Annotated in this window: 20 protein-coding genes; 9 read left to right on the top strand and 11 right to left on the bottom strand. The window is 38.6% G+C overall.

The annotated features are described in order from the left end of the window. Nucleotides 1–5: 5 nt before the first annotated feature. The 7 genes from ERJ70_RS07060 to ERJ70_RS07030 all read right to left on the bottom strand — a co-directional run bounded on the left by ERJ70_RS07060 (nucleotide 6) and on the right by ERJ70_RS07030 (nucleotide 6229). On the bottom strand, nucleotides 6–938 hold the full coding sequence (locus tag ERJ70_RS07060) for an ABC transporter ATP-binding protein (RefSeq protein ID WP_209368198.1): 933 nt from the start codon (nucleotides 936–938) through the stop codon (nucleotides 6–8). Between the two features lie 133 nt (nucleotides 939–1071). Next, on the bottom strand, nucleotides 1072–1707 hold the full coding sequence (locus ERJ70_RS07055; protein ID WP_209368196.1) for a response regulator transcription factor: 636 nt from the start codon (nucleotides 1705–1707) through the stop codon (nucleotides 1072–1074). Then, nucleotides 1685–2851 (bottom strand): sensor histidine kinase, encoded by a 1167-nt coding sequence (locus ERJ70_RS07050; RefSeq protein WP_209368195.1) that lies wholly within the window; start codon nucleotides 2849–2851, stop codon nucleotides 1685–1687. Before ERJ70_RS07050 ends, ERJ70_RS07055 begins: the two co-directional genes overlap by 23 nt. Before the next feature lie 297 nt (nucleotides 2852–3148). Continuing rightward, the gene (locus ERJ70_RS07045; RefSeq protein WP_209368193.1) at nucleotides 3149–3673 is read right to left on the bottom strand and encodes a hypothetical protein; all 525 of its coding nucleotides are present in this window, start codon (nucleotides 3671–3673) and stop codon (nucleotides 3149–3151) included. 513 nt (nucleotides 3674–4186) lie between these two features. Next, nucleotides 4187–4780: an ATP-dependent Clp endopeptidase proteolytic subunit ClpP gene (gene clpP / locus ERJ70_RS07040; protein WP_209368191.1), complete on the bottom strand. Its 594-nt coding sequence runs from the start codon at nucleotides 4778–4780 to the stop codon at nucleotides 4187–4189. Between the two features lie 18 nt (nucleotides 4781–4798). Next, nucleotides 4799–5599, bottom strand: a complete 801-nt coding sequence (locus tag ERJ70_RS07035; RefSeq protein WP_209368190.1) for an RNA polymerase sigma factor — start codon at nucleotides 5597–5599, stop codon at nucleotides 4799–4801. Between the two features lie 192 nt (nucleotides 5600–5791). Continuing rightward, nucleotides 5792–6229 carry a VOC family protein gene (locus ERJ70_RS07030; RefSeq protein ID WP_209368188.1) on the bottom strand — a complete coding sequence of 146 codons (438 nt, stop codon included), beginning with the start codon at nucleotides 6227–6229 and terminating at the stop codon, nucleotides 5792–5794. A 242-nt stretch (nucleotides 6230–6471) separates the two neighbouring features. Between ERJ70_RS07030 and ERJ70_RS07025 the strand changes: the two genes are divergently transcribed. Beyond that, nucleotides 6472–6990: a DUF6141 family protein gene (locus tag ERJ70_RS07025; RefSeq protein WP_209368186.1), complete on the top strand. Its 519-nt coding sequence runs from the start codon at nucleotides 6472–6474 to the stop codon at nucleotides 6988–6990. A 191-nt stretch (nucleotides 6991–7181) separates the two neighbouring features. On the opposite strand, the gene ERJ70_RS07020 is transcribed toward ERJ70_RS07025, so the two are convergent. The 3 genes from ERJ70_RS07020 to ERJ70_RS07010 all read right to left on the bottom strand — a co-directional run bounded on the left by ERJ70_RS07020 (nucleotide 7182) and on the right by ERJ70_RS07010 (nucleotide 10973). Continuing rightward, nucleotides 7182–8645 carry a protein adenylyltransferase SelO gene (locus ERJ70_RS07020; protein WP_209368184.1) on the bottom strand — a complete coding sequence of 488 codons (1464 nt, stop codon included), beginning with the start codon at nucleotides 8643–8645 and terminating at the stop codon, nucleotides 7182–7184. Nucleotides 8646–9367: 722 nt separating this feature from the next. Continuing rightward, a complete protein-coding gene (locus ERJ70_RS07015) occupies nucleotides 9368–9877 on the bottom strand; it encodes a hypothetical protein (RefSeq protein ID WP_209368183.1) in 510 nt (169 codons plus the stop codon). Nucleotides 9878–10805: 928 nt separating this feature from the next. Beyond that, nucleotides 10806–10973 carry a hypothetical protein gene (locus ERJ70_RS07010; protein WP_209368181.1) on the bottom strand — a complete coding sequence of 56 codons (168 nt, stop codon included), beginning with the start codon at nucleotides 10971–10973 and terminating at the stop codon, nucleotides 10806–10808. A 156-nt stretch (nucleotides 10974–11129) separates the two neighbouring features. Here ERJ70_RS07010 and ERJ70_RS07005 point away from each other — a divergent pair, with 156 nt between their 5' ends. The 8 genes from ERJ70_RS07005 to ERJ70_RS06970 all read left to right on the top strand — a co-directional run bounded on the left by ERJ70_RS07005 (nucleotide 11130) and on the right by ERJ70_RS06970 (nucleotide 17073). Then, nucleotides 11130–11855, top strand: a complete 726-nt coding sequence (locus ERJ70_RS07005) for an urease accessory protein UreH domain-containing protein (RefSeq protein ID WP_209368179.1) — start codon at nucleotides 11130–11132, stop codon at nucleotides 11853–11855. A gap of 21 nt (nucleotides 11856–11876) precedes the next feature. Next, nucleotides 11877–12404: a thiol-disulfide oxidoreductase ResA gene (resA, locus tag ERJ70_RS07000; RefSeq protein ID WP_209368177.1), complete on the top strand. Its 528-nt coding sequence runs from the start codon at nucleotides 11877–11879 to the stop codon at nucleotides 12402–12404. A 15-nt stretch (nucleotides 12405–12419) separates the two neighbouring features. Then, nucleotides 12420–13130 (top strand): cytochrome c biogenesis CcdA family protein, encoded by a 711-nt coding sequence (locus ERJ70_RS06995; protein ID WP_209368175.1) that lies wholly within the window; start codon nucleotides 12420–12422, stop codon nucleotides 13128–13130. Nucleotides 13131–13152: 22 nt separating this feature from the next. Next, nucleotides 13153–13374 (top strand): hypothetical protein, encoded by a 222-nt coding sequence (locus ERJ70_RS06990; protein ID WP_209368173.1) that lies wholly within the window; start codon nucleotides 13153–13155, stop codon nucleotides 13372–13374. Nucleotides 13375–13502: 128 nt separating this feature from the next. Further along, nucleotides 13503–14660 (top strand): F510_1955 family glycosylhydrolase, encoded by a 1158-nt coding sequence (locus ERJ70_RS06985; protein WP_209368171.1) that lies wholly within the window; start codon nucleotides 13503–13505, stop codon nucleotides 14658–14660. Between the two features lie 115 nt (nucleotides 14661–14775). Then, nucleotides 14776–15477, top strand: a complete 702-nt coding sequence (locus tag ERJ70_RS06980) for a response regulator transcription factor (protein WP_209368169.1) — start codon at nucleotides 14776–14778, stop codon at nucleotides 15475–15477. Further along, nucleotides 15474–16889 (top strand): HAMP domain-containing sensor histidine kinase, encoded by a 1416-nt coding sequence (locus tag ERJ70_RS06975; RefSeq protein ID WP_209368168.1) that lies wholly within the window; start codon nucleotides 15474–15476, stop codon nucleotides 16887–16889. The genes ERJ70_RS06980 and ERJ70_RS06975 overlap by 4 nt, the downstream gene beginning before the upstream one ends. Then, nucleotides 16876–17073 carry a hypothetical protein gene (locus ERJ70_RS06970; protein ID WP_209368167.1) on the top strand — a complete coding sequence of 66 codons (198 nt, stop codon included), beginning with the start codon at nucleotides 16876–16878 and terminating at the stop codon, nucleotides 17071–17073. Before ERJ70_RS06975 ends, ERJ70_RS06970 begins: the two co-directional genes overlap by 14 nt. A gap of 492 nt (nucleotides 17074–17565) precedes the next feature. Here ERJ70_RS06970 and ERJ70_RS06965 read toward each other — a convergent pair whose 3' ends face one another. Then, nucleotides 17566–19644 (bottom strand): heavy metal translocating P-type ATPase, encoded by a 2079-nt coding sequence (locus ERJ70_RS06965; protein ID WP_209368166.1) that lies wholly within the window; start codon nucleotides 19642–19644, stop codon nucleotides 17566–17568. Nucleotides 19645–19771: the final 127 nt, after the last annotated feature.

Below are 19771 nucleotides of genomic sequence, written 5' to 3'. Positions count from 1 at the left end.
CCCCCCTAATCTCTCAACTTGCGACCTGTCAGATGTAAAAATACATCCTCGAGCGTCGGCACTTGAACATTTAAACTGGTTATCTGGGCTTGCTGGCGTTCCGCAGCCTGGAAAATGCGACCGAGCAGCCTGCTGTTTTTCGGTGTGATCAGTTTGATGCCCTTGTCTGACTCGGTGACACGGAGCACACCATCCATCTCATTCAACTCAGCGGCAAGAGCAGGGTAGGAGCGATCCAGTTCTATCCAAATCGTTTCTTCACTGGACAAAATGCTGGTGAGTTCCTGCTTTGTTCCGGAAGCGATCACTTTGCCGTCGTCCATAATATAAATCCGGTCACAAAGCCTTTCGACCTCTTCCATGTAATGACTTGTGTACAACACAGTCATTCCCTGCTCCTCGTTGAGTTTTTGAACCATTTCCAGAATGTAATTGCGCGATTGCGGATCGATTCCAACCGTCGGTTCATCCATGATGATGATCTCCGGTTCATGCAGCAGGGCAACCGCGATATTTACCCGTCTTTGCATCCCGCCGGAATAATGTTTGACCAGTTCATTCTTGCGCTCGGTCAGGCCGACGATTTCCAATACATTTGCCATTTGCGATTCCAGTTCCTTGCCTCTCAACCCGTAAATCCTTCCGAAAAACCGCAGATTTTCCACAGCCGTTAGTTCTTTATATAGCGCGATATCCTGCGGCACGACGCCCAAGTGCATGCGGATGACGTTCGGATCTTTGACCACGCTCTTCCCATGCCATGTCACATCTCCTGCGCTCGGTTTAACGAGCGATGAAATCATCGATATCGCCGTCGATTTGCCAGCCCCATTCGGTCCAAGCAAGCCGACGGATTCCCCTTTATCTAAATATAAATTGACGTCTGATACCGCTACATTCTTTTTAAATACTTTTTTCAAATTCGTTGTTTCCAGCACAGCGCTTTCCCCCTTCAACACCATTTTCCACCACATTTGGTTTATGTCTTTTAAAGTATAAAAAAAAGAAGACAGCGTGCATACTGTCTTCCGTCACTAATCTAAATGACAAACCATGACCTGCGTCACATTTTTATACCAAGTCATTCCGTATGGCGTAAATAGCCAGCTGTGTCCTATCCCTTAGCCCGAGTTTATCCAACAGCTGGGAGGTGTGGTTTTTTACCGTTCCCACCGATAAAGCCAATTCTGCTGCAATTTCTTTGTTGCTTCTTCCTTCACCAATCTGCTTTAAAATGTCCAGTTCCCTGGGTGTTAAATGGTGTTCTCTTTGCACCTCTTTATTATTCGCAAACAGAAGGCGCGGCATCACTTTGGCCGCTACTTCGCCCTGCAGCTGTAAACCGCCGGCAAGACAACTTTTCACCGAGTGGATCAGCGTTTTGGCATCCGCATCCTTGAGCATGTAGCCATGCGCTCCTAAACGCAGTGCCTGCAAGGCATACTCGTCATCGTTAAACGTGGTCAGGATCAAAATCTTCATACTTGGCCAGCGGCTGCGGATTTCCTTGGCCGCTTCGAGTCCGTCCATTTCGGGCATACGGATATCCAGGACTGCCAAATCGAATTGCTGTTTTTCACAAAGGGCGATCGCTTCCTTTCCGTTCTTCGCTTCCCCGGTCACCTGCAGAGTCCCCTCTGTTTCCATCATCATTTTAAGCCCTTGGGCAACCAGCGACTGATCCTCAGCCAATAGAATCCGAACCACCTGCGACATCCTCCTTTTTCAGCGGGAACATCCCCCGTACGATAAATAAGCTGTTGAAAGCAAGAATTTCCAGACTCCCGCCCGCCTGTTGAACACGTTCTTTCATAGCGGTCAGGCCATAGCCCTCTTCAAATCGATAACCTGCTAGAATCGGATTGGAGATTTCAAACCGGAAGATGCGTTCACCAGCTGATTCAAACGTAATAGAAGCTTCTCTTTTCGGTCCATGACGCATTACATTGGTCAATGATTCCTGCACAGCCCGGTACACGGCTGCGGCTTGTTCGGGCGTCAATCGTGCAGAAAAAGCACGATTTTTTACGGAAAATTGTATCCGGATAAAATTTTCCGCCTCTAGCTTGCGGATCAAACGAATCATTGCCGGAATGCCTCCGATCTCTTCCTCGTTCCATGCTTTGACCGCACGGCGCGTTTCATCCAGGCTTTCCTGTGCCAATTCTTTTAACAGGCTTATCCGTTCTTTTTTTGTTTCGCCCGCTTCCATCCGTGCCACTTCCAGCTGCATCAATAAATTGGTGAGCTTATGTCCTACACTGTCATGAATTTCCCGGCCGATTTGGGCACGTTCCTGTTGCCTGGCCAGTTTCTCATCCGAGACGGCTTTTCGCTTTAAGCCACGGTACTCATGTAGCAAGGCATCGTACCGAGCCGCGACTGCCTCCGCTTCATGATGGATGCGATGAAAGATCGAAAGCGCCAAGCCAAGCATAGCCAGATAAAAGAACAAAAACGAAAAGGAAAAATATTGCCCGTTTTCTTCAAATGCCGGAAGAACGACCCAAATTCCTATTACAGCCCCGGAGATAAAAGCATGACGGCCAGGCAGCCGATATGCAGCCTCTCCTGCCAAGTAAGCAAACAACAACAAGCTAAAATAGTTAGGCGAATCTGTATGTAACGGCCAAAACACAGCCATGATGACTAGACCGGAGCTGCTTAATAATATTGCCTGGGCTACTGCCCGCCTGCGGAACAGCGGAAGCAAAAAATACAAGGCAAAAAGCAATGCACTGCCAATCCAGCGGGCAGGAGAAATCCCAGCCGCTCCCTGCGGCTGCAGGAGGGCAAATCCCCATAACCCTGCCAGTAATAAAAACCAAAGCCAAAATGTATAACGGTACATCGAATCCTCCAAAAAATCACTTTGTTTTTACTATATCACCTATGAGTATGATTGCGGGAGATTATTTTTGCTTATCGATAAATGGAATGGGATCTTTTATATACAGCTACAGAATTATTCCTTTTTCTTAAAGTCAATGGTGATGTATATAAAAAATCTTCCATAAATAGGAAAAAGAACCTTTAATCATTTGCTAATTGAACTAACGCTCCGTTACTTAAATCTTCCACTTTTATCGCAATAAGGTCTTGTTCCCCTTTTTACAGATAAACCTCCGTTTTTTAGTAAACGTTCTATCTAAAATTGAATTCCTAACAGTTGTTTCAATTCATCTACTAGCCCTTCATGTTTTTCTATTGTGATAAGAGGTTTATGTGTAGAGTTAAAATCATTGTAGGGAAATATAAAGGTGCCATTCTCTAAGGCATAAAAAGCATAAGGTGCTGCTTTACCCGTTTTTAATTCCTCGCCCTTAGAAAAAGCAAACATATAAGTGTTAGTGGACTTCATCTTATCCATCATTTCTTCCGAAGATGTCTTTTTGGCTTTAAGCCCATCTACCATAGTCAAAACATCTTCAATTTTTTGTTTATCATTCACCATCTTGGTCATTTCTTCAGAGGATGAATTATTTTCCACTTTTTGAATAAATATTGAACTTGATAAACCTTTATCTTCTATTTCAATAACTTGTTCACTCTCCGAACAAGCACTTAATAAAAGCAAAATGATTGTTAGACGTGCAATTAATTTTTTAATAATAATCTCCTCATTTCTTACTCTGCAATCCTGACATTTAGCAAAAGAACGATTGCCTTGCATTTTAATCCAATTATTTTAATGACAATGTAAGGTCATAAGAAGGTTTGGAAAGACGAAAATTAGAAATAATCTAAAACCATAAATAAGATATATTTCTTTCTATCTTATCCTCCTTTTAATTCCGAAAGACTTATTGTAAATAAATATAAACCAACTGCTGTACAAATTGTTATCAAAATTTATATAAAATTCATTTTTATTCCCTTAACAATTTTTCCTAAGTCAATTTTACCATAAAAATCCAACCTCTTAATAAACTGTCCTGCCAGTTAGTTTAATAAAAAACATATTTTTAGTAATCACGAGCTTTTCATATATAAAACCTGAAACAACAAGGGTTCCATATCTTTCTTTCAAGTGGGCCCTCTATCTTTTCTGGTGTTCTCATATCGATATTCAACTTATTAAATACAAATCCCTGCAAGCTAACACCGTTAGGCTTACTTTAGGACGATAAGCATCGATAAATAGAAAAATGGCCGACCCAGTAATTGGATCGGCCATTTCAAGATTTTACAGTGCATCCTTGGAATGAATGACGTGATCAATCATCCCGTATTCTTTCGCTTCTTCGGCGGTCATGAAATAGTCACGGTCAGAGTCTTTTTCGATTTTTTCGATTGGCTGTCCGGTTCTCTCGGAAATAATGTTGTTAATACGTTGCCGCATTTGCAAAATCCGGCGTGCGCTGATTTCCAGATCGCTTGCCTGGCCTTTGGCGCCACCCAGCGGCTGATGGATCAGCACTTCACTGTTTGGCAAGGCCATCCTCTTCCCTTTCGTTCCTGCAACTAAAAGCATAGCACCAAAAGATGCGGCCAACCCAGTGCAGATTGTCTGAATATCCGGCTTGATAAATTGCATCGTGTCATAAATCGCAAAACCTGCTGTAATCGAGCCGCCAGGACTGTTGATGTATAACGATATATCTTTTTCCGGATCCTCCGCAGCAAGAAATAGTAACTGGGCCACTACACTGTTGGCTGTCTCATCTGTCACTTCTGAACCGAGAAAGATGATGCGATCTTTTAACAAGCGTGAGTAAATATCATAGGATCGTTCTCCGCGATTTGTCTGTTCCACCACATAAGGTATGACATTGGACATTTCTCATAACTCCTTTCGTTATGCCGCGAAAGAAACCTCCCCTGTAATCAAGGCCAATAGAGACTGCCACTCCTTTCGATAAAACGGAACAGCCAGCATTTTTCCACCTGGCAAAGACAGTGTGACAACTACATAGACAGTATTTGCCGCTGAAATCGGGATGACGGAAAAAGAAGCAGCTCGCAAACCGGAAAAACGATAAGCCATCGTTGGTTCCTGTGTTTCCTTTTTAAAAAGCTCGACGACTTTTTGCGGATTCGCATGATGAATGGCTGTTATATAACCTGCTACGGTTTCTTCATCCGAGTCACTCTCTTGCCAATTTCTTCGCCGTTTCAAATTTGCTCGGCCCCGATGCAGCGCTGCTTTGATTGCTCCCTCGCTGGTTCCGACCAGTTCGGCTGCTTCCAAGGCTGTATAGCCAAACCCTTCTGTCAAAAGCAGAGACACCCGCTGTTTGGGGGACAACTGACGCAACGCCGTTTCAATTGCTTCCAAAACAAAGTCAGAATCCGCAGCCTTTTCCGCCGGCAGGCTGGATAGCTCCCTGTTGTAGTCTTCATCCGGCTTTCGCTTGCGGTATTGATCGATCCACGTGTTGGAAGCTATTCGATACAAGTATGCTTTGGTGATTGGTTTCGTTTCTTTCCTATGGCTTTGATAAGCTTTTGCCAGCGTTTCCTGCATTAGGTCTTCTCCGTCCCACTTCGAACTGGTCAGGGAAATACAATAGTTCTTCAAATGAGGTACATGGGCTTCGATAGCATTTGTGAAGGTTTCCTTCGTTTCGGCTGGAGTTTGGTTAACAAGCGGCCGCATTGCCAATCACTCCTTGAATTTAGTCTTTCACTTATTATAAACGAAAAGCGGAGTCGAAAAGATACGGGTGTTTGAAATTAAGCACAAAAAACTCAAGTATCACAATAGGTCTGAAACCAACGATCAAACACATTTTATCTACTGCTTATCCCATCTTCTAAATCAAACAGCAGTGCTTTATAACCTCTCTAATTATCTAATTTTCTCCGCCAATTCTAAAATAATCCCTTCAGGCCCACGAATGTAGCATAACTTATAAGTGTCTTCGTAATTTTGTATCTCACCAAAAAGTTCCGTGCCTTTCTTTTTCAATTTGGCCACCACGCCTTCAATATCTTCTACAGCAAAAGCAATATGCCGGATACCCAAAGTATTTGCAAAAGATTCTTGCATACCTTTTTCATCTGCCGGTGTATGGAATTTGACCAGCTCCAAAGTTGCCTGACCATCCGGCATCCCTAACATAACAACCGTCTCTCTAACGCCATTAAGCCCAATTATTCGTTCTACCCACTCACCTTCCACTTCTCCTTCTCCAAGCATTTCTAGGCCAAAATCGAGAAAAAATTCTTTAGCAGCAGAGAGATCGTTTACGATTACACCTACATGATCTATTCTACTTATTCTCATATTCCTACCTCCTTGTTTCTGTTATTTTGCCATATCTGTATTCTTGATAAGTTTGTTTGTTATTCTATTCGCTAAAAAACAGAATTTATCCTCTCAACAAACTAGCCCATTTATTGAACACAAATAAACCGCTCTTTGGTTAACCTGCCTGTTAGTTGAATAAGAAACAACATTCGCATCGGTAACGTCCCCTGATATGTGCTTTAATAGAATCATATAGTAAATAAAAAAGGAGTATCTTTATGACGGAGAATAATAAAGTGGAGTATCGAGAAGTCCAGCGACCACGACAAATTAGATTATGGGGATTGATTTTACTGATTGTCGCTTTCATGTGGTATTGGTTCATTCAACAAATTATTTTTGGTTCTCCTATAGGTAATAACCCTGCACCAGATGGGATAACAGTTGTATTTTGGTTGATATTTGGTGTCACTATTCCAGTGTTGTTTGGATTACTAAAGCTTATAATAGAAGTTCGTACAGATGGAATTTATATTCGTTTTTTCCCGTTTCATTTTCACTATAAGAAATACCTTTTCAGAAATCTACACGACTATGAAAGGATTACTTACAACTCACTTAAAAAATTTGGAGGTTGGGGAATCCGCATTAATACAAAGGGTGAAATAGCTTATAATATGAGCGGAAATAAAGGGATTGTTTTAAAGTTGAAAGATAACACAGTGATAATTGGTACTCAAAAACCGGAAGAATTGAAAAAAGCGCTGGATTCTGTAGTAAAACACAATGAAAATTAGTCCACCACAAGTTGGTGTGAATGGTAATACTGAACCAAAAATGAGAGCCCGGCAATATAGTTAAAGCTGTCTCCATCTCGGTGCTATAAATTACCCCCATACCTTCTAACTGGTTGCTTGTTGTCAGGCATCTCACAGGTTGTTGGGCAAGGTGTGGTCCCCCTTTGATAAGGGGGACTACTTATATAACCTCACGTTCCACAATAAGTCTGAAATGGACGGTCGGATGGTTCTGGTAATTCAGTATAAGGCTCCTGTTTGTCGGTATAAGCATACGGCGAGGAAAGCACTTCGATAAGCCGCTCTGTCAAGGTGAAATCTCCTTTTTGAACTGCAGCTTCCAATGCTTCCTCAACAAGATGGTTACGTGGAATCACGTTGGGATTTGACCGCTTCATCAATTGATGAACTTCATCTTTTGATTTTTCCTGCCTGGACAGCCTTTCCTGCCAGCGTTGGAACCAGTCCGTAAATGCTTCCGTACCATGCATTGGTGTCTTCTCCGGTTTGTCTATTGTCAAAGCGCGGAAAGTATTGGTAAAGTCAGCATTGTGTTCCTCCATGATGTCGAGCAAGCCTTGAATCAACACTTCATCCTGCTCCTCCTGATTGTGCAGCCCGAGTTTTTTCCTCATTCCCGCAAGCCAATAATCATCATAGAAATCCTTGTATTCGCCAAGAATCTCTTTCGCCTGATTGATCGCGTGCTCTTGCTTTTCATGAAGCAGCGGTAACAGAGTCTCAGCGAAGCGAGCCAAGTTCCATTGGCCGATTCCGGGCTGGTTTTGATATGCATAACGTCCTTGCACATCAATCGAACTGAACACAGTAGCCGGATCATATACATCCATAAACGCACATGGACCATAATCAATCGTTTGACCGCTGATCGTCATGTTATCGGTATTCATCACGCCATGGATAAAGCCGACAAGCTGCCAGTCGACAATCAATTCCGCCTGCCGCTTGACTACTTCCCGGAAAAAGGTCAGGTACTGGTCTGGATTGTCTTCGATATCCGGATAATGCCTGTTGATCGCATAATCCGCCAATTCGCGGAGCTCCTCTTCAGTCCCCCAGCGGGCCGCATATTCAAACGTGCCGATCCGCAGATGACTGTCTGCCACTCGGGTAAGAACAGCGCCAGGAAGCTTTATTTCACGCATCACAGATTCTCCAGTTGTCACTACCGCCAGACTGCGATTGGTCGGTATTCCAAGAGCATGCATCGCTTCGCTTATGATGTACTCGCGCAGCATCGGGCCAAGCGTTGCACGACCGTCACCACCACGGGAAAAAGGTGTACGCCCAGACCCCTTGAGTTGAATATCCTTCCTTTCCCCGTCTGGCTTGATTTGCTCACCGAGCATGACCGCCCGTCCATCACCAAGCATGGTGAAATTTCCAAACTGGTGACCTGCATAGGCCTGTGCAATCGGCTGTGCCCCTTCCGGAAGTGTGTTCCCGGCAAAAACCGCGGTACCCTTTTCCGTTTGCAGTTCGTTTATGTCCAATCCTAAATCCTCTGCCAGCTGCTTATTGAATAGAACTGTTTTTGGGGAGGACACCTGCGTCGGCTCCGCACTTTCAAAAAACCGTTCCGGCAAACGTGCATAGCTGTTGTCAAAGTTCCATCCCATGTTGTTATGTGTCATGATATCTCCTCGATTGGTTTTGTCTTACTTCCATCCTATATCTTTCTCCAAAGATGGAAAAATCATATGCATGGATTTTGACGGGGATGAAATATAACGGTCGGCATATACTTCTCCATCTAGACCCTGTATAAAACAAATCAAAAGCTCTATCAGCAAGTATTCCAACAGTATGCACATTTTCATTATCCATGGATTTTCCTCTTTATCATCTATATCTAATATTTTAAAAAATTAATAAACGCCTCTGATGTTCTTAGTCAACTTCTTTGTTGCGCAGTATAGATGAATTAAGACAGAGGATTACTTTTAATGTAATCGTTTCTTAGAATGATTATTCTATTATTAGATTTACGTAGCAAATTATTTGTTTAGTTTTTTTGTACTTCTTCAAAATAAGCCTACCTTTAGGTGAATAAACAAAAAAAGACATCCCCCGTGTTTAAACGAAGAATGTCTTTGTAAGACTTAGCAACAGCTATTTGCATCTTATAATAATTAATCCTGACTCTTGTTAAATCAAGGGTTAGATCCTTTATATCTTCAATTTTCTGCGAACTTAATTTCATTATTTGTATCAATTTAAACTGTTTTTTATTCATCGAATAATGCACATTTCGTTCATCTAGGATTCTTATTAAATATTATCTTGCATACTCCTTATTAAGCAAGTAAGAGTGCATCAAATTAAATTGGTGCACTTTTACCTTTTTTAGAATTCCTTATTCACCTAAAACATGATAATATTTTTGCATTGTCAGTAATTGCATCTTTTCTGTGACTTTGGGGGTAAAATCTCCATTTATATGATGAACAATTTCACTATAAAGCGATTGTAATCTCACTTCCTGTAATGCCATTTCAATATGAACATGTTTAACATTTGCATCATTCATCATTAGGGCGGACATAAAATTATTACTAGACATTAATTTTGCCGTAGCTCTTGCTTCTAAGGTAATATCTTTTTCCTGTTCAGAAAACTGTTCATTACCAAAATTTAAATGAACATCTTCCATTTCATGCAAATGATATGGTCCCTGTTGATTGGGATCAATTAATATCAACATAGCTCGAACATGATTTCTCAAAACTTGTAAGTGTGTGTGAAGCAAATTTCTTAAGGCTGAGTTTCTTACAGTTGCATAGTAAATTTTCAACTTATTGATCACACCTTCATGCGTTGCAAGATGCTCAGCCATTATCCCCAAGTCGGTTGCTGGTAATCGCATTACTATATCCCTCCTTACACATACCACAGTATATGTAAAAGGAGCAAAAATGGTTAAATACCCAATCAAGCTTAATAAAGTGTTTTACTAGAAATTGAAGCTTACATCATAGTGGTAACCATATCCATTCATTATGCATTACTTCTCCCTACGTGAATAGATTCCTATTGCCATATACTAAATTCCTTCTCTATCGTCAAAAACAATATAGACAATTGAGTAAACAAACATTTTATTATGTGATTTTACTGATTTCATTTATTCTATTACATATGTTCAGGTCTTTAGTATTAAAAATGCCAAACACACAAAAGAAATTGATGGCATTATGACCGCTATAACAGTAGGGATGTTGTCTGGATTAACAATTGGAACCATAATATGAGCGCTATGCCAACATGATCTTGATCATTATGTCCTTAAATTCAATTGGAATCTTTTCTCCCAACATTGCGCCCATCATACTACCCATAATCTCAGAAACCATGCCATCGATAACCGCCGTTAAACCTGACGGAATCCCAACTAACAACCCCATAAAGAGTCCCATAAGCATTCCGGCAACTGTTGACAAAAATAATATGTGGTCATCACTATATTCCTTTGTAAACTCAATAGTCTATTTTTTTGGAATTCCCTCTTTGCTTTATTGATTACGGTTTGTTTTTTTAATGGATACACCAAATAATAGACACAACAATTAAGGTGGATTGTCATAAAACCGATTAAGTAATCACATCATTGAACATGGATAAGGGTATAGAATTAATCTGTTGGTGGGATTATTAGTCAACCAGATGCACTTGTCCTCTTAATATGTTTATTCCATTAATAACTAGTCAATGAAGATTTATTGCGTCACATAAAAAAACCTCCCCGTTGGTTCATTGGGGAGATTGATATGGTTAGTTATGATTATTGATAAACATTACATTAACATGCTTTTACATTCCTCAATACAGTCTAGTAAGTCCTTTTGTGCATGCTCCATTTTAGCCCTTGATTGTTCATGATCCATCTTACTCATAGCATGTTGTAAATGGGATAATGCACTTTCACATTCATTTATACATTCTTGTAGTTGTGTATTTTCCATGAAGTATTCTCCTTACTTATCTAATATTTATTGCCACTATATAGTTTCTCCTTTACCTAAATTACTATGCAAAATGTTTCTTATCTGTATCTGCAAATTTTCTGCAAAAATAGAAGATATCATATACATTAAGAAAAAATGAATGAGGAGACGTTTATGTATCAATTTTTTAGTCAAATTAGCAATTGGCTTAGTGACCCATTTTATCATTTAGCACTTACATGGGAAGGGATCCCACTTTTTTCAGCATTTATCTTAGGTATTGTAGGGGCTGTTGCGCCCTGCCAATTCACAGGGAATATTGGTGCCATTACAATCTATGGCAATCGTTCTTTACAAGAAAAAATTCCATGGGTGCATATTTCCCTTTTTATTCTTGGAAAATTGTTAGTTTTTTCAGGATTAGGTTTTATTGTCTGGCTTTTAGGTTCCGAAATACAAGGCAAGTTTACCTACGTCATTCCATGGATGAGACAAGCAATAGGACCCTTATTAGTTGTCATGGGGATTTATATGGTCGACTTATTTTCGATACGATGGAATATCAACATAGCGAACACCCCAGATCGGTTAAGGGACAATAAAATAGGGAGTTTCTTGTTGGGAGTTAGCTTCACTCTTGCTTTTTGCCCAACAATGTTTATTTTATTTTTTATGACACTTATGCCGATTGTACTTTCCACATCATATGGAATAATTTTACCCTCCATTTTTGGTCTTGGAACATCCGTCCCCTTTTTACTAGTCCTCTTTTTGATTTGGTATTTTGGACTTAGTGGTAAATTCATGAAACGAGGAAAAAAATTCGGAAAAGTTATTCAACGTGTAGCTGGGTGGTTGATGATTATTCTAGGAATATTAGATACTTTGACCTATTGGTAAAGAATAAAAGGAGTTTTCTCAATGAATAAAAAGAAACGCAGAAAAATAATGAGAACGTCCATACTCATTATACTTTTAGCAGCCGTGATTTTCGCTATTTATAACACGCAAAAGGAAACTGAGGTTGTTGAAATAGGTGACCAGGCTCCAGATTTTGTTCTTAAAACATTAAAGGGTGAAACGATCCAGTTGAGTGATTTTCAAGGGGAGAAAGGGGTTTTCTTAAACTTCTGGGCTACATACTGCCCTCCATGCGAAAAGGAGATGCCATATATGGAAAATCAGCATCAATACTTTAAAAATAAAGGAGTGACCGTTTTAGCAGTTGATGTCGGTGAACCCAAAATAACGGTTGAAGGATTTGTAAGAAGAAAAGATTTATCATTCCCTATTCTCTTAGATGAAAACGGCTCTGTTATGGACGCATATGGAGTTGGATCATTACCAATCACATTTCTAATTGATAAGAATGGGAAGGTTGTTAACCGAATCCCAGCTGGTATGACAGAAGAAGAAATCAACGAATATATGAATCAAATTAGACCATAGTTTTGGAGGATTAGCATGGAAGAAGTAAATTTACTTTTAGCGTTTGGGGCTGGGGTGTTGTCGTTTATTTCACCCTGTTGCTTACCATTGTACCCTGCGTTTTTATCCTATATAACGGGTGTCTCCGTAGATGAATTGCAAAACAATAAAGGAATACTAAAGAAAAGAGCTCTATTACATACTTTATTTTTCCTGATAGGATTCTCAATTATTTTTATTGCTTTAGGATTCTCTACTTCTATTTTAGGAGAATTTTTTATTGTATATGGCGACCTCATTCGCCAATTAGGTGCAATACTCATTATATTTTTAGGATTGGTTATCCTAGGTATCTTCAAACCTAAATTTATGATGATGGAAAAGCGCATTACCTTCCGAGACCGTCCAAGTGGTTATATTGGATCAAGTGTAATTGGTTTTGCCTTTGCAGCGGGATGGACTCCGTGTACAGGCCCCATTCTAGCAGGAGTTATTGCACTGGCTGTTTCTAACCCTGATCAGGCAATGTTTTACATGGTTGCTTATATTTTAGGGTTTTCTATCCCTTTTTTCACTATGTCTTTTTTTGTTGGCAAAATGAAGTGGATCAAAAGACATAATAGAAAAGTTATGAAAATCGGTGGGGTCACCATGATTTTAATGGGAATCTTTTTATTTTTTGATTGGATGACAAAGTTGACATCCTTTTTATCTAATAATTTTTTTAATGGATTTACGGGATTTTAAATTACTGAGAGGAGGTGAAATGATGAGAAAAATGTTATTATCAGGTGCTATAACACTGATCCTTGTTCTAGGTATTGGTAACATTGTTTTTGCTCATGATGGCGGAAATGGCTGGAGTTTTACTGAGATGTTACCGATGATGAAAGAAATGCATCCATCTTTTAATGATGAACAATTAGAACAAATGTATCAAGATTGTCATGGTAATGGAGATGAAAATAACAAGGTGATGAAAAACTTATAGTATTTTATATTGAACACTCCCTATTTTGACCTTGGGCTCCAAGGTCTTTTTTATAGATATTCTCAATTTATCAAACTTTAAAACTTATGATATGTAACTCAAATTAAAGGTCAAAGGATGAATCAAACATGCAAAAGAAAACAATTCTTTTCACAATAATGAACTTGTTATTATTTTTACTCCCAACACAGGTCTTTGCTCATGGTACGGATGAAACAAGTAATAGCGGACTAAGTATTTGGACTTATGGATTATTAGGGGCTATGATCATTCTATTGGTGGTTGCTACTTTGTTTATACTCAGTTCTATGAAGCTTACGAAATTAAATGTTAAGAAAAAGGAAGAACGTATACTACATCAAAAAAAATCAAAACAGAAGAATATTTTCAAATGGACAACGATTGGAGCAATGATCCTATCAATTTTCTTTTTAATCATGGTTAACACAAGCCAAGACGAAGAGATTACCTTTACCCATATACATGGAATTGGATATACAAATGATGGAGAAGAGATACTGGTTCCTTCTCATGATGGACTTAGGATATACAAGGATGGGCATTGGACAAAACCAACCGATAGTGAAGAACATGATTTTATGGGATTTTCTATGTATAAAGACGGTTTTTATAGTAGTGGACATCCTGATCCAAATACGAATTTAAAAAATCCACTAGGAATTATTAAAAGTACCGATAAAGGAAAAAACATGGAAATACTAGATCTATACGGAGAAGTCGATTTTCACGGCATGACCGCAGGATATGAAACAAAAGACATCTATGTTTTCAATCCACAAGAAAACTCTCGTATGGATGGACCTGGGATATACTATTCCACTGATGAAACTAAAACATGGACCAAGAGCACACTATCAGGTATAGAAGGACAAACATCTACTCTGGCAGCACATCCAAGTGAAACTGGAATCGTGGCAATCGGAACAGGTGAAGGTGTCTTTTTATCATCTGATTATGGGGATCAGTTTGAAGAGGTTTTAGACCTTGGGAAGGTTTCAGCGGTCACTTTTGACTTCAATAACCGATTACTAGTAGGCGTTCAATCTGATGAGATCCAATTAATGAGGATTGATTTAAATAGTAAGGAAACTACTAACCTTAATTTTCCTATTTTAGAAGGCGATGCAATATCTTATATACAACAAAATCCAGTGGATAACCAAGAAATTGTTGTGGCAACTGTTAATAAGGACATCTACTTCACACATGATGGTGGCGTAACATGGGAAGAAAGTGTAAACGAAGGAAAAGCAAATAGTCATTAACTCCCCTTTTCATCAAAGCCTTAACTTACCTTAAAACTCTAGTTAAGGCTTTTATCAAAAAGATGAAAAATATTATAATAAGCTCAAAATAGTCCCTAGAAAGGGAATGATTTGTATGGAAAAACCAACATTATTGATTGTTGATGATGAGATGCAAATGAGAATGTTGCTCAAGGTGCATTTGAATAACACATTTCACTTATTTGAAGCCGATAACGGTGAAGATGCCTTACAACTCTTAAAAAATCAAAAGATTGACTTAGTGCTTTTGGACATTATGATGCCTCAACTAGACGGATTAGAAGTATGTAAGCGGATTAGAGCAAAAGATCAAAACATCCCGATTATTTTATTGACTGCATTAAATGAAACCAAGGATAAGGTAGAAGGGCTAAACTTAGGCGCAGACGATTATATAGTCAAGCCATTTGAACCAGAAGAACTCGAAGCTAGAATAAAAGCACAATTAAGACGTACTTTTGATCATCGAGAGCCATCTAATGATTTAACCAAAAGAATGCAAGAATTAACCATATATCCGAAGGCAAGGGAAGCATATGTAAAAGAAACTCTTCTTAAATTGACACCAAAAGAGTTTGATCTGTTGTACCTTCTTACTTCAAATCCAAAGTGGGTGTATACGCGTGAGCAATTGTTAGATCTGGTGTGGGGTATAGATGAAATTATCGATATTCGAACTGTTGATTCCCATGTAAGAAATTTAAGAGACAAATTGAAAGTAGCAGGGTTGACTTATCAACCCATTAAAACCATATGGGGTGTAGGATATAAATTTACTAATGGTGAATCAATATGAAACGAAATAGTATTATCATTAAATTAGGAGTTACGATTATCACCCTTCACCTTTTAGTTCTGTTGCCTTTAGGTTTTACAGTAAATCAAATTTTAAAAAACTATTTCTATGACGATGTAGAAACAAAATTAAGTGATCTTTCTTCTCAATACGCGAATATGATCACGGATGTACAAGATGAAAAGATTCTACAAATGTTTAATACTCTTGCCAACATGACAAATGTTGAAATCGTCATCAGTGATTTAAATGGAAGGGTATTGTCTAGTTCAGGCATTACCCATTCTCATCAAGATAGCCTCGTGAGTAAAGAAGAATTAATCACACTTTCAAGTAACACATCCATCAAAGATGAGTATGTAACGAGTGATGAAAAGTATTTAAAAATAGGAGAACCCATCATCCACGATAACAAACACATAGGCAACATCATCCTATTTTCTTCTATTAGTGCTCTCGATCAATCCATAAAAAATGTTACCCAAATGCTGACTTTAGCAGGTATCGGAACCGTCCTTCTCGCTATTGGATTTACTTTTTTTGTATCTAGAAAGATGGTTTCTCCCTTACTTCAAATGGAACAAGTAACAAAAAGAATTTCTAAAGAGCAAGATTTTAGTGCGCGTGTTCCCTATCAAGGATCAGACGAAATTGGTTCACTAGCCAATGCAATCAATAATATGTCTTATAGATTAGAAAAATATCAACAAAATAGACATGAGTTTTTTTCGAACATTTCTCATGAGTTAAAAACACCTATAACCTATATAAAAGGATATACACAAGCTATCCAAAAGAAGTTATATCGAGATGAAAAAGAAAAAAAGCTTTTTCTCAATATCATTGAAAACGAAACCGTCCGAATGAATAAATTAATGGATGATTTAATGGATTTATCCAAAATTGAGGAAGGAAAACTAAATTTACAATATGAAAAAATAGATCTTACCCATGTATTAGAGATGGCTGTAAATAAAATACAAATCAAAGCAGAAGAAAAAAGATTAACGGTTCATTACAATCAAGAAACGGATATCCCGCTTTTTGTAGCTGATGGATATCGAATGGAGCAAATTTTTACAAATTTACTTGAAAATGCTGTTCGATATACAGAGGAAGGATCGATTAAAGTAACGATATCTTATCATCATTCATCCATCCGTATTCGAATTTCGGATACTGGAATAGGTATTTCGGATAAAGATATCCCACATTTATTTGATCGATTTTATCGGGTTGATAAATCAAGATCCAGATCTCTCGGTGGTACTGGTTTAGGATTATCCATTGTCAAGAGATTGGTTGGCGTACATGGGGGAAGAATTCACTTGGATAGTGTTGAAGGAAAAGGCACGACATTTACCATATTATTCCTACTTTTAGAAGAGGAGAATCATAATGAAAAAGTTTGAATACATCTTAGCTGGATTATTAATTTTCATTGGTCTAGGATGTCTCACAGCTTCTATATCACTTACAACAGGCGATAGCTGGGAAATGTATGTAAAACACTTCTTTGAGCTATGCCTGTTTATGGGGATACCCATTTTAATTATTGGAATTATTTATTTCTTTATCATTGCTAAACGCAAATAATTTTTTAAAGGGAAGTTATTTAGAAAGAATGTCGTTTGTTTCATAAGGAGTAAAATGTGAGATTAAAACAAATGATCTTTGTCAGTGATTCTCCATTTTAATACATACTCATCATCTTTTGTTATCCATATCATTTCCTTAACCTTTTCGTTAAGAATCTTTTCGGATGAACGATTATCAAACAATGATGATGTGATCATAAATGTGATTTATTTCTTTTTCTTTACGTAAACTAATTTTTTGACTGGGTGTGTAAAGCCATCATCTGTATGAGTTCACCAATTTCTTTCTCAGCATCACTAATACCTGTAAATATTAAAAATTCTTCATATGTACAGGAAGTAAATAATGGCATAATTACAAACGACAAAAATGACAAAGACTTCTTTATAGGTTTTGCTGAAAATTATTGCAAAACGCTTGGGTTCAAAATATAAATCCAAGCGTTTTTCAGTCCTTTATCTAGTTTTAGATTTACAAGTAACGAAATCATCATCCTTTAAATAACCTAGCATTAATAGCAACAATTACTGTACTTAACGACATTAAAACTGCCCCTACTGCTGGGCTTAATACAATACCTATTGGGGATAGGATACCTGCTGCAAGTGGGATTGTCACGATATTATAACCTGCTGCCCACCAAAGGTTCTGAATCATTTTTCGATATGTTGCCTTTGAAAGAGAAATAATCGATACCACATCATTTGGATCACTTTTAACTAAAACGACGTCTGCTGTCTCCATAGCTACATCTGTTCCAGCTCCAATTGCAACACCTAAATCTGCATTAGCTAGAGCGGGTGCATCGTTCACTCCATCCCCTGTCATGGCAACTTTTAAGCCCTTTTGTTTAATTTCTTTAATTTTATCGGCTTTCTCATGGGGCAATACTTCCGCAAAAACATCATCCAACCCTAATTGATTGGCTACCCAGTTCGCTACCTGTTGATTGTCACCAGTCAGTATCATGGATTGAACTTCCATACTATTCAACTCGCTAATAGCACTTTTCGCACTTTCTCGAATTTTATCTGCCAGAGCAACCATGCCCGCAAGTTCTTGATCAATTAATACAAAAACGACCGTTTTTCCTTGTTGCGAAAGTTCTTCAAAACGCTCTTTCGGATAAGATAATCCTTGTTCTTGAATAAATCCAGGACTGACCACTTTCACGTCTTTTCCTTCTACCTTTCCTTGAAGCCCTTTCCCTGTAAGGGACTCAAAGGATTCAGGACTCTTAAACGAGATGTTTCTTTGTTTAGCATCCTCTATAATTCCTCGCGCAATAGGATGTTCAGATTGTGCTTCGATAGATCCAGCTAACACTAGCACTTCCTCTTCTGTAAGCCCTTTTTCTAATTCAATGTCTGTAATTCCAAACCTCCCTTCTGTTAATGTCCCTGTTTTATCAAACACAACGGATTGAAGTTTCCTCGCATCTTCAAAGCTTGCACGGTTTCGAATTAATAATCCTTTCTTCGCTGCTAATGCTGTGGATCTTGCTACCACTAATGGTGCGGCTAATCCAAGTGCGTGCGGACAAGCAATAACCATAACGGTTACCATTCGTTCAAGTGCATAATTAAAATCATACCCTAGGAAAAGCCAAATAAATAATGTGGAAAACCCCGCTACAAGTGCTACATAGAATAGCCACTTGGCTGCCCGATTGGATAAATCTTGGGTTTTTGACTTCGATTCTTGGGCTTCTTTGACCATTGTAACCACTTGTGACAAATAACTTTCTTTACCTGTTTTGACAACCGATACAGTTAACGAGCCCTCCCCATTAATGGATCCACCTATCACCTCATCTTCTACGCTCTTTTCAACGGGCACAGACTCCCCTGTAAGCATTGATTCATCAATAGCAGAATGTCCTTTTATAATGGACCCATCTACGGGAACTTTTTCCCCTGGTTTGACTAGGACTTTGTCCCCTTCTTCTAAATCTGATATTGTTACTTCCGTGATCTCTCCATTTTCATCAACTAAATGAGCTTCTGAGGGCATCATTTTGACAAGTTCCTCAAGGGCATTGGATGCCCCCATGACGGATCGCATTTCAATCCAATGTCCCAATAGCATAATGTCAATTAATGTGGCTAGTTCCCAGAAAAAGTTCTTTCCAGATAACCCGAATACAGTTAAAGAACTGTATCCATAGGCAACAACGATAGCCAATGCAATAAGTGTCATCATGCCAGGATTTTTTTGTTTAAGTTCGTCAATTGACCCCTTCAGAAAGGGTAACCCACCATAAAAGAAAATGTAGGTAGATAAGGCGAACAACAAATACATGTCACCCGGAAAACGCCATTCGAAGCCTAAGAATGATTGAATCATTGGGGATAAAATCAAAATTGGAATTGTCACAATTAATGAATTGTAAAATCGCTTTCTGAAATCATCTAACATATGACTATGATCATGACCATGATGACCGTGACCATGTTCATCATGGTCATGATCGTTTTCATGGTGTTGGTGATGATGTTCAGTATGTTTATGACCATGGTCATTTTGGTCTTCATGATGATGATTGTGATGCTGTTTATGTTCATCCATTGGATATCACCTCACTAGAAAATTTTATTACTATATTTTAGTCATACCCATAAATTATGCAGATTTTGTGAAGAACTTAACTATTTAATGATTTTCCTTAAATAAAAGATATCTAACATATTGTTCA

The sequence above is a fragment of the Sediminibacillus dalangtanensis genome (assembly GCF_017792025.1).
Taxonomy (GTDB): domain Bacteria; phylum Bacillota; class Bacilli; order Bacillales; family Amphibacillaceae; genus Sediminibacillus; species Sediminibacillus dalangtanensis.
This window is presented reverse-complemented; position numbering and strand designations above follow the sequence as displayed.

Bases quoted from the DNA above. Each gene is read 5' to 3' on its own strand.
- resA (WP_209368177.1), top strand. From the start codon at position 11,877: ATGAATAAAAAGAAACGCAGAAAAATAATGAGAACGTCCATACTCATT.
- ERJ70_RS07015 (WP_209368183.1), bottom strand. From the start codon at position 9,877: ATGCGATTACCAGCAACCGACTTGGGGATAATGGCTGAGCATCTTGCA.
- ERJ70_RS07010 (WP_209368181.1), bottom strand. From the start codon at position 10,973: ATGGAAAATACACAACTACAAGAATGTATAAATGAATGTGAAAGTGCA.
- ERJ70_RS07025 (WP_209368186.1), top strand. From the start codon at position 6,472: ATGACGGAGAATAATAAAGTGGAGTATCGAGAAGTCCAGCGACCACGA.
- ERJ70_RS07045 (WP_209368193.1), bottom strand. From the start codon at position 3,673: ATGCAAGGCAATCGTTCTTTTGCTAAATGTCAGGATTGCAGAGTAAGA.
- ERJ70_RS06965 (WP_209368166.1), bottom strand. From the start codon at position 19,644: ATGGATGAACATAAACAGCATCACAATCATCATCATGAAGACCAAAAT.
- ERJ70_RS06985 (WP_209368171.1), top strand. From the start codon at position 13,503: ATGCAAAAGAAAACAATTCTTTTCACAATAATGAACTTGTTATTATTT.
- clpP (WP_209368191.1), bottom strand. From the start codon at position 4,780: ATGTCCAATGTCATACCTTATGTGGTGGAACAGACAAATCGCGGAGAA.
- ERJ70_RS07035 (WP_209368190.1), bottom strand. From the start codon at position 5,599: ATGCGGCCGCTTGTTAACCAAACTCCAGCCGAAACGAAGGAAACCTTC.
- ERJ70_RS06990 (WP_209368173.1), top strand. From the start codon at position 13,153: ATGAGAAAAATGTTATTATCAGGTGCTATAACACTGATCCTTGTTCTA.
- ERJ70_RS06980 (WP_209368169.1), top strand. From the start codon at position 14,776: ATGGAAAAACCAACATTATTGATTGTTGATGATGAGATGCAAATGAGA.
- ERJ70_RS07005 (WP_209368179.1), top strand. From the start codon at position 11,130: ATGTATCAATTTTTTAGTCAAATTAGCAATTGGCTTAGTGACCCATTT.
- ERJ70_RS07020 (WP_209368184.1), bottom strand. From the start codon at position 8,645: ATGACACATAACAACATGGGATGGAACTTTGACAACAGCTATGCACGT.
- ERJ70_RS07030 (WP_209368188.1), bottom strand. From the start codon at position 6,229: ATGAGAATAAGTAGAATAGATCATGTAGGTGTAATCGTAAACGATCTC.
- ERJ70_RS07050 (WP_209368195.1), bottom strand. From the start codon at position 2,851: ATGTACCGTTATACATTTTGGCTTTGGTTTTTATTACTGGCAGGGTTA.
- ERJ70_RS06995 (WP_209368175.1), top strand. From the start codon at position 12,420: ATGGAAGAAGTAAATTTACTTTTAGCGTTTGGGGCTGGGGTGTTGTCG.
- ERJ70_RS06970 (WP_209368167.1), top strand. From the start codon at position 16,876: ATGAAAAAGTTTGAATACATCTTAGCTGGATTATTAATTTTCATTGGT.
- ERJ70_RS06975 (WP_209368168.1), top strand. From the start codon at position 15,474: ATGAAACGAAATAGTATTATCATTAAATTAGGAGTTACGATTATCACC.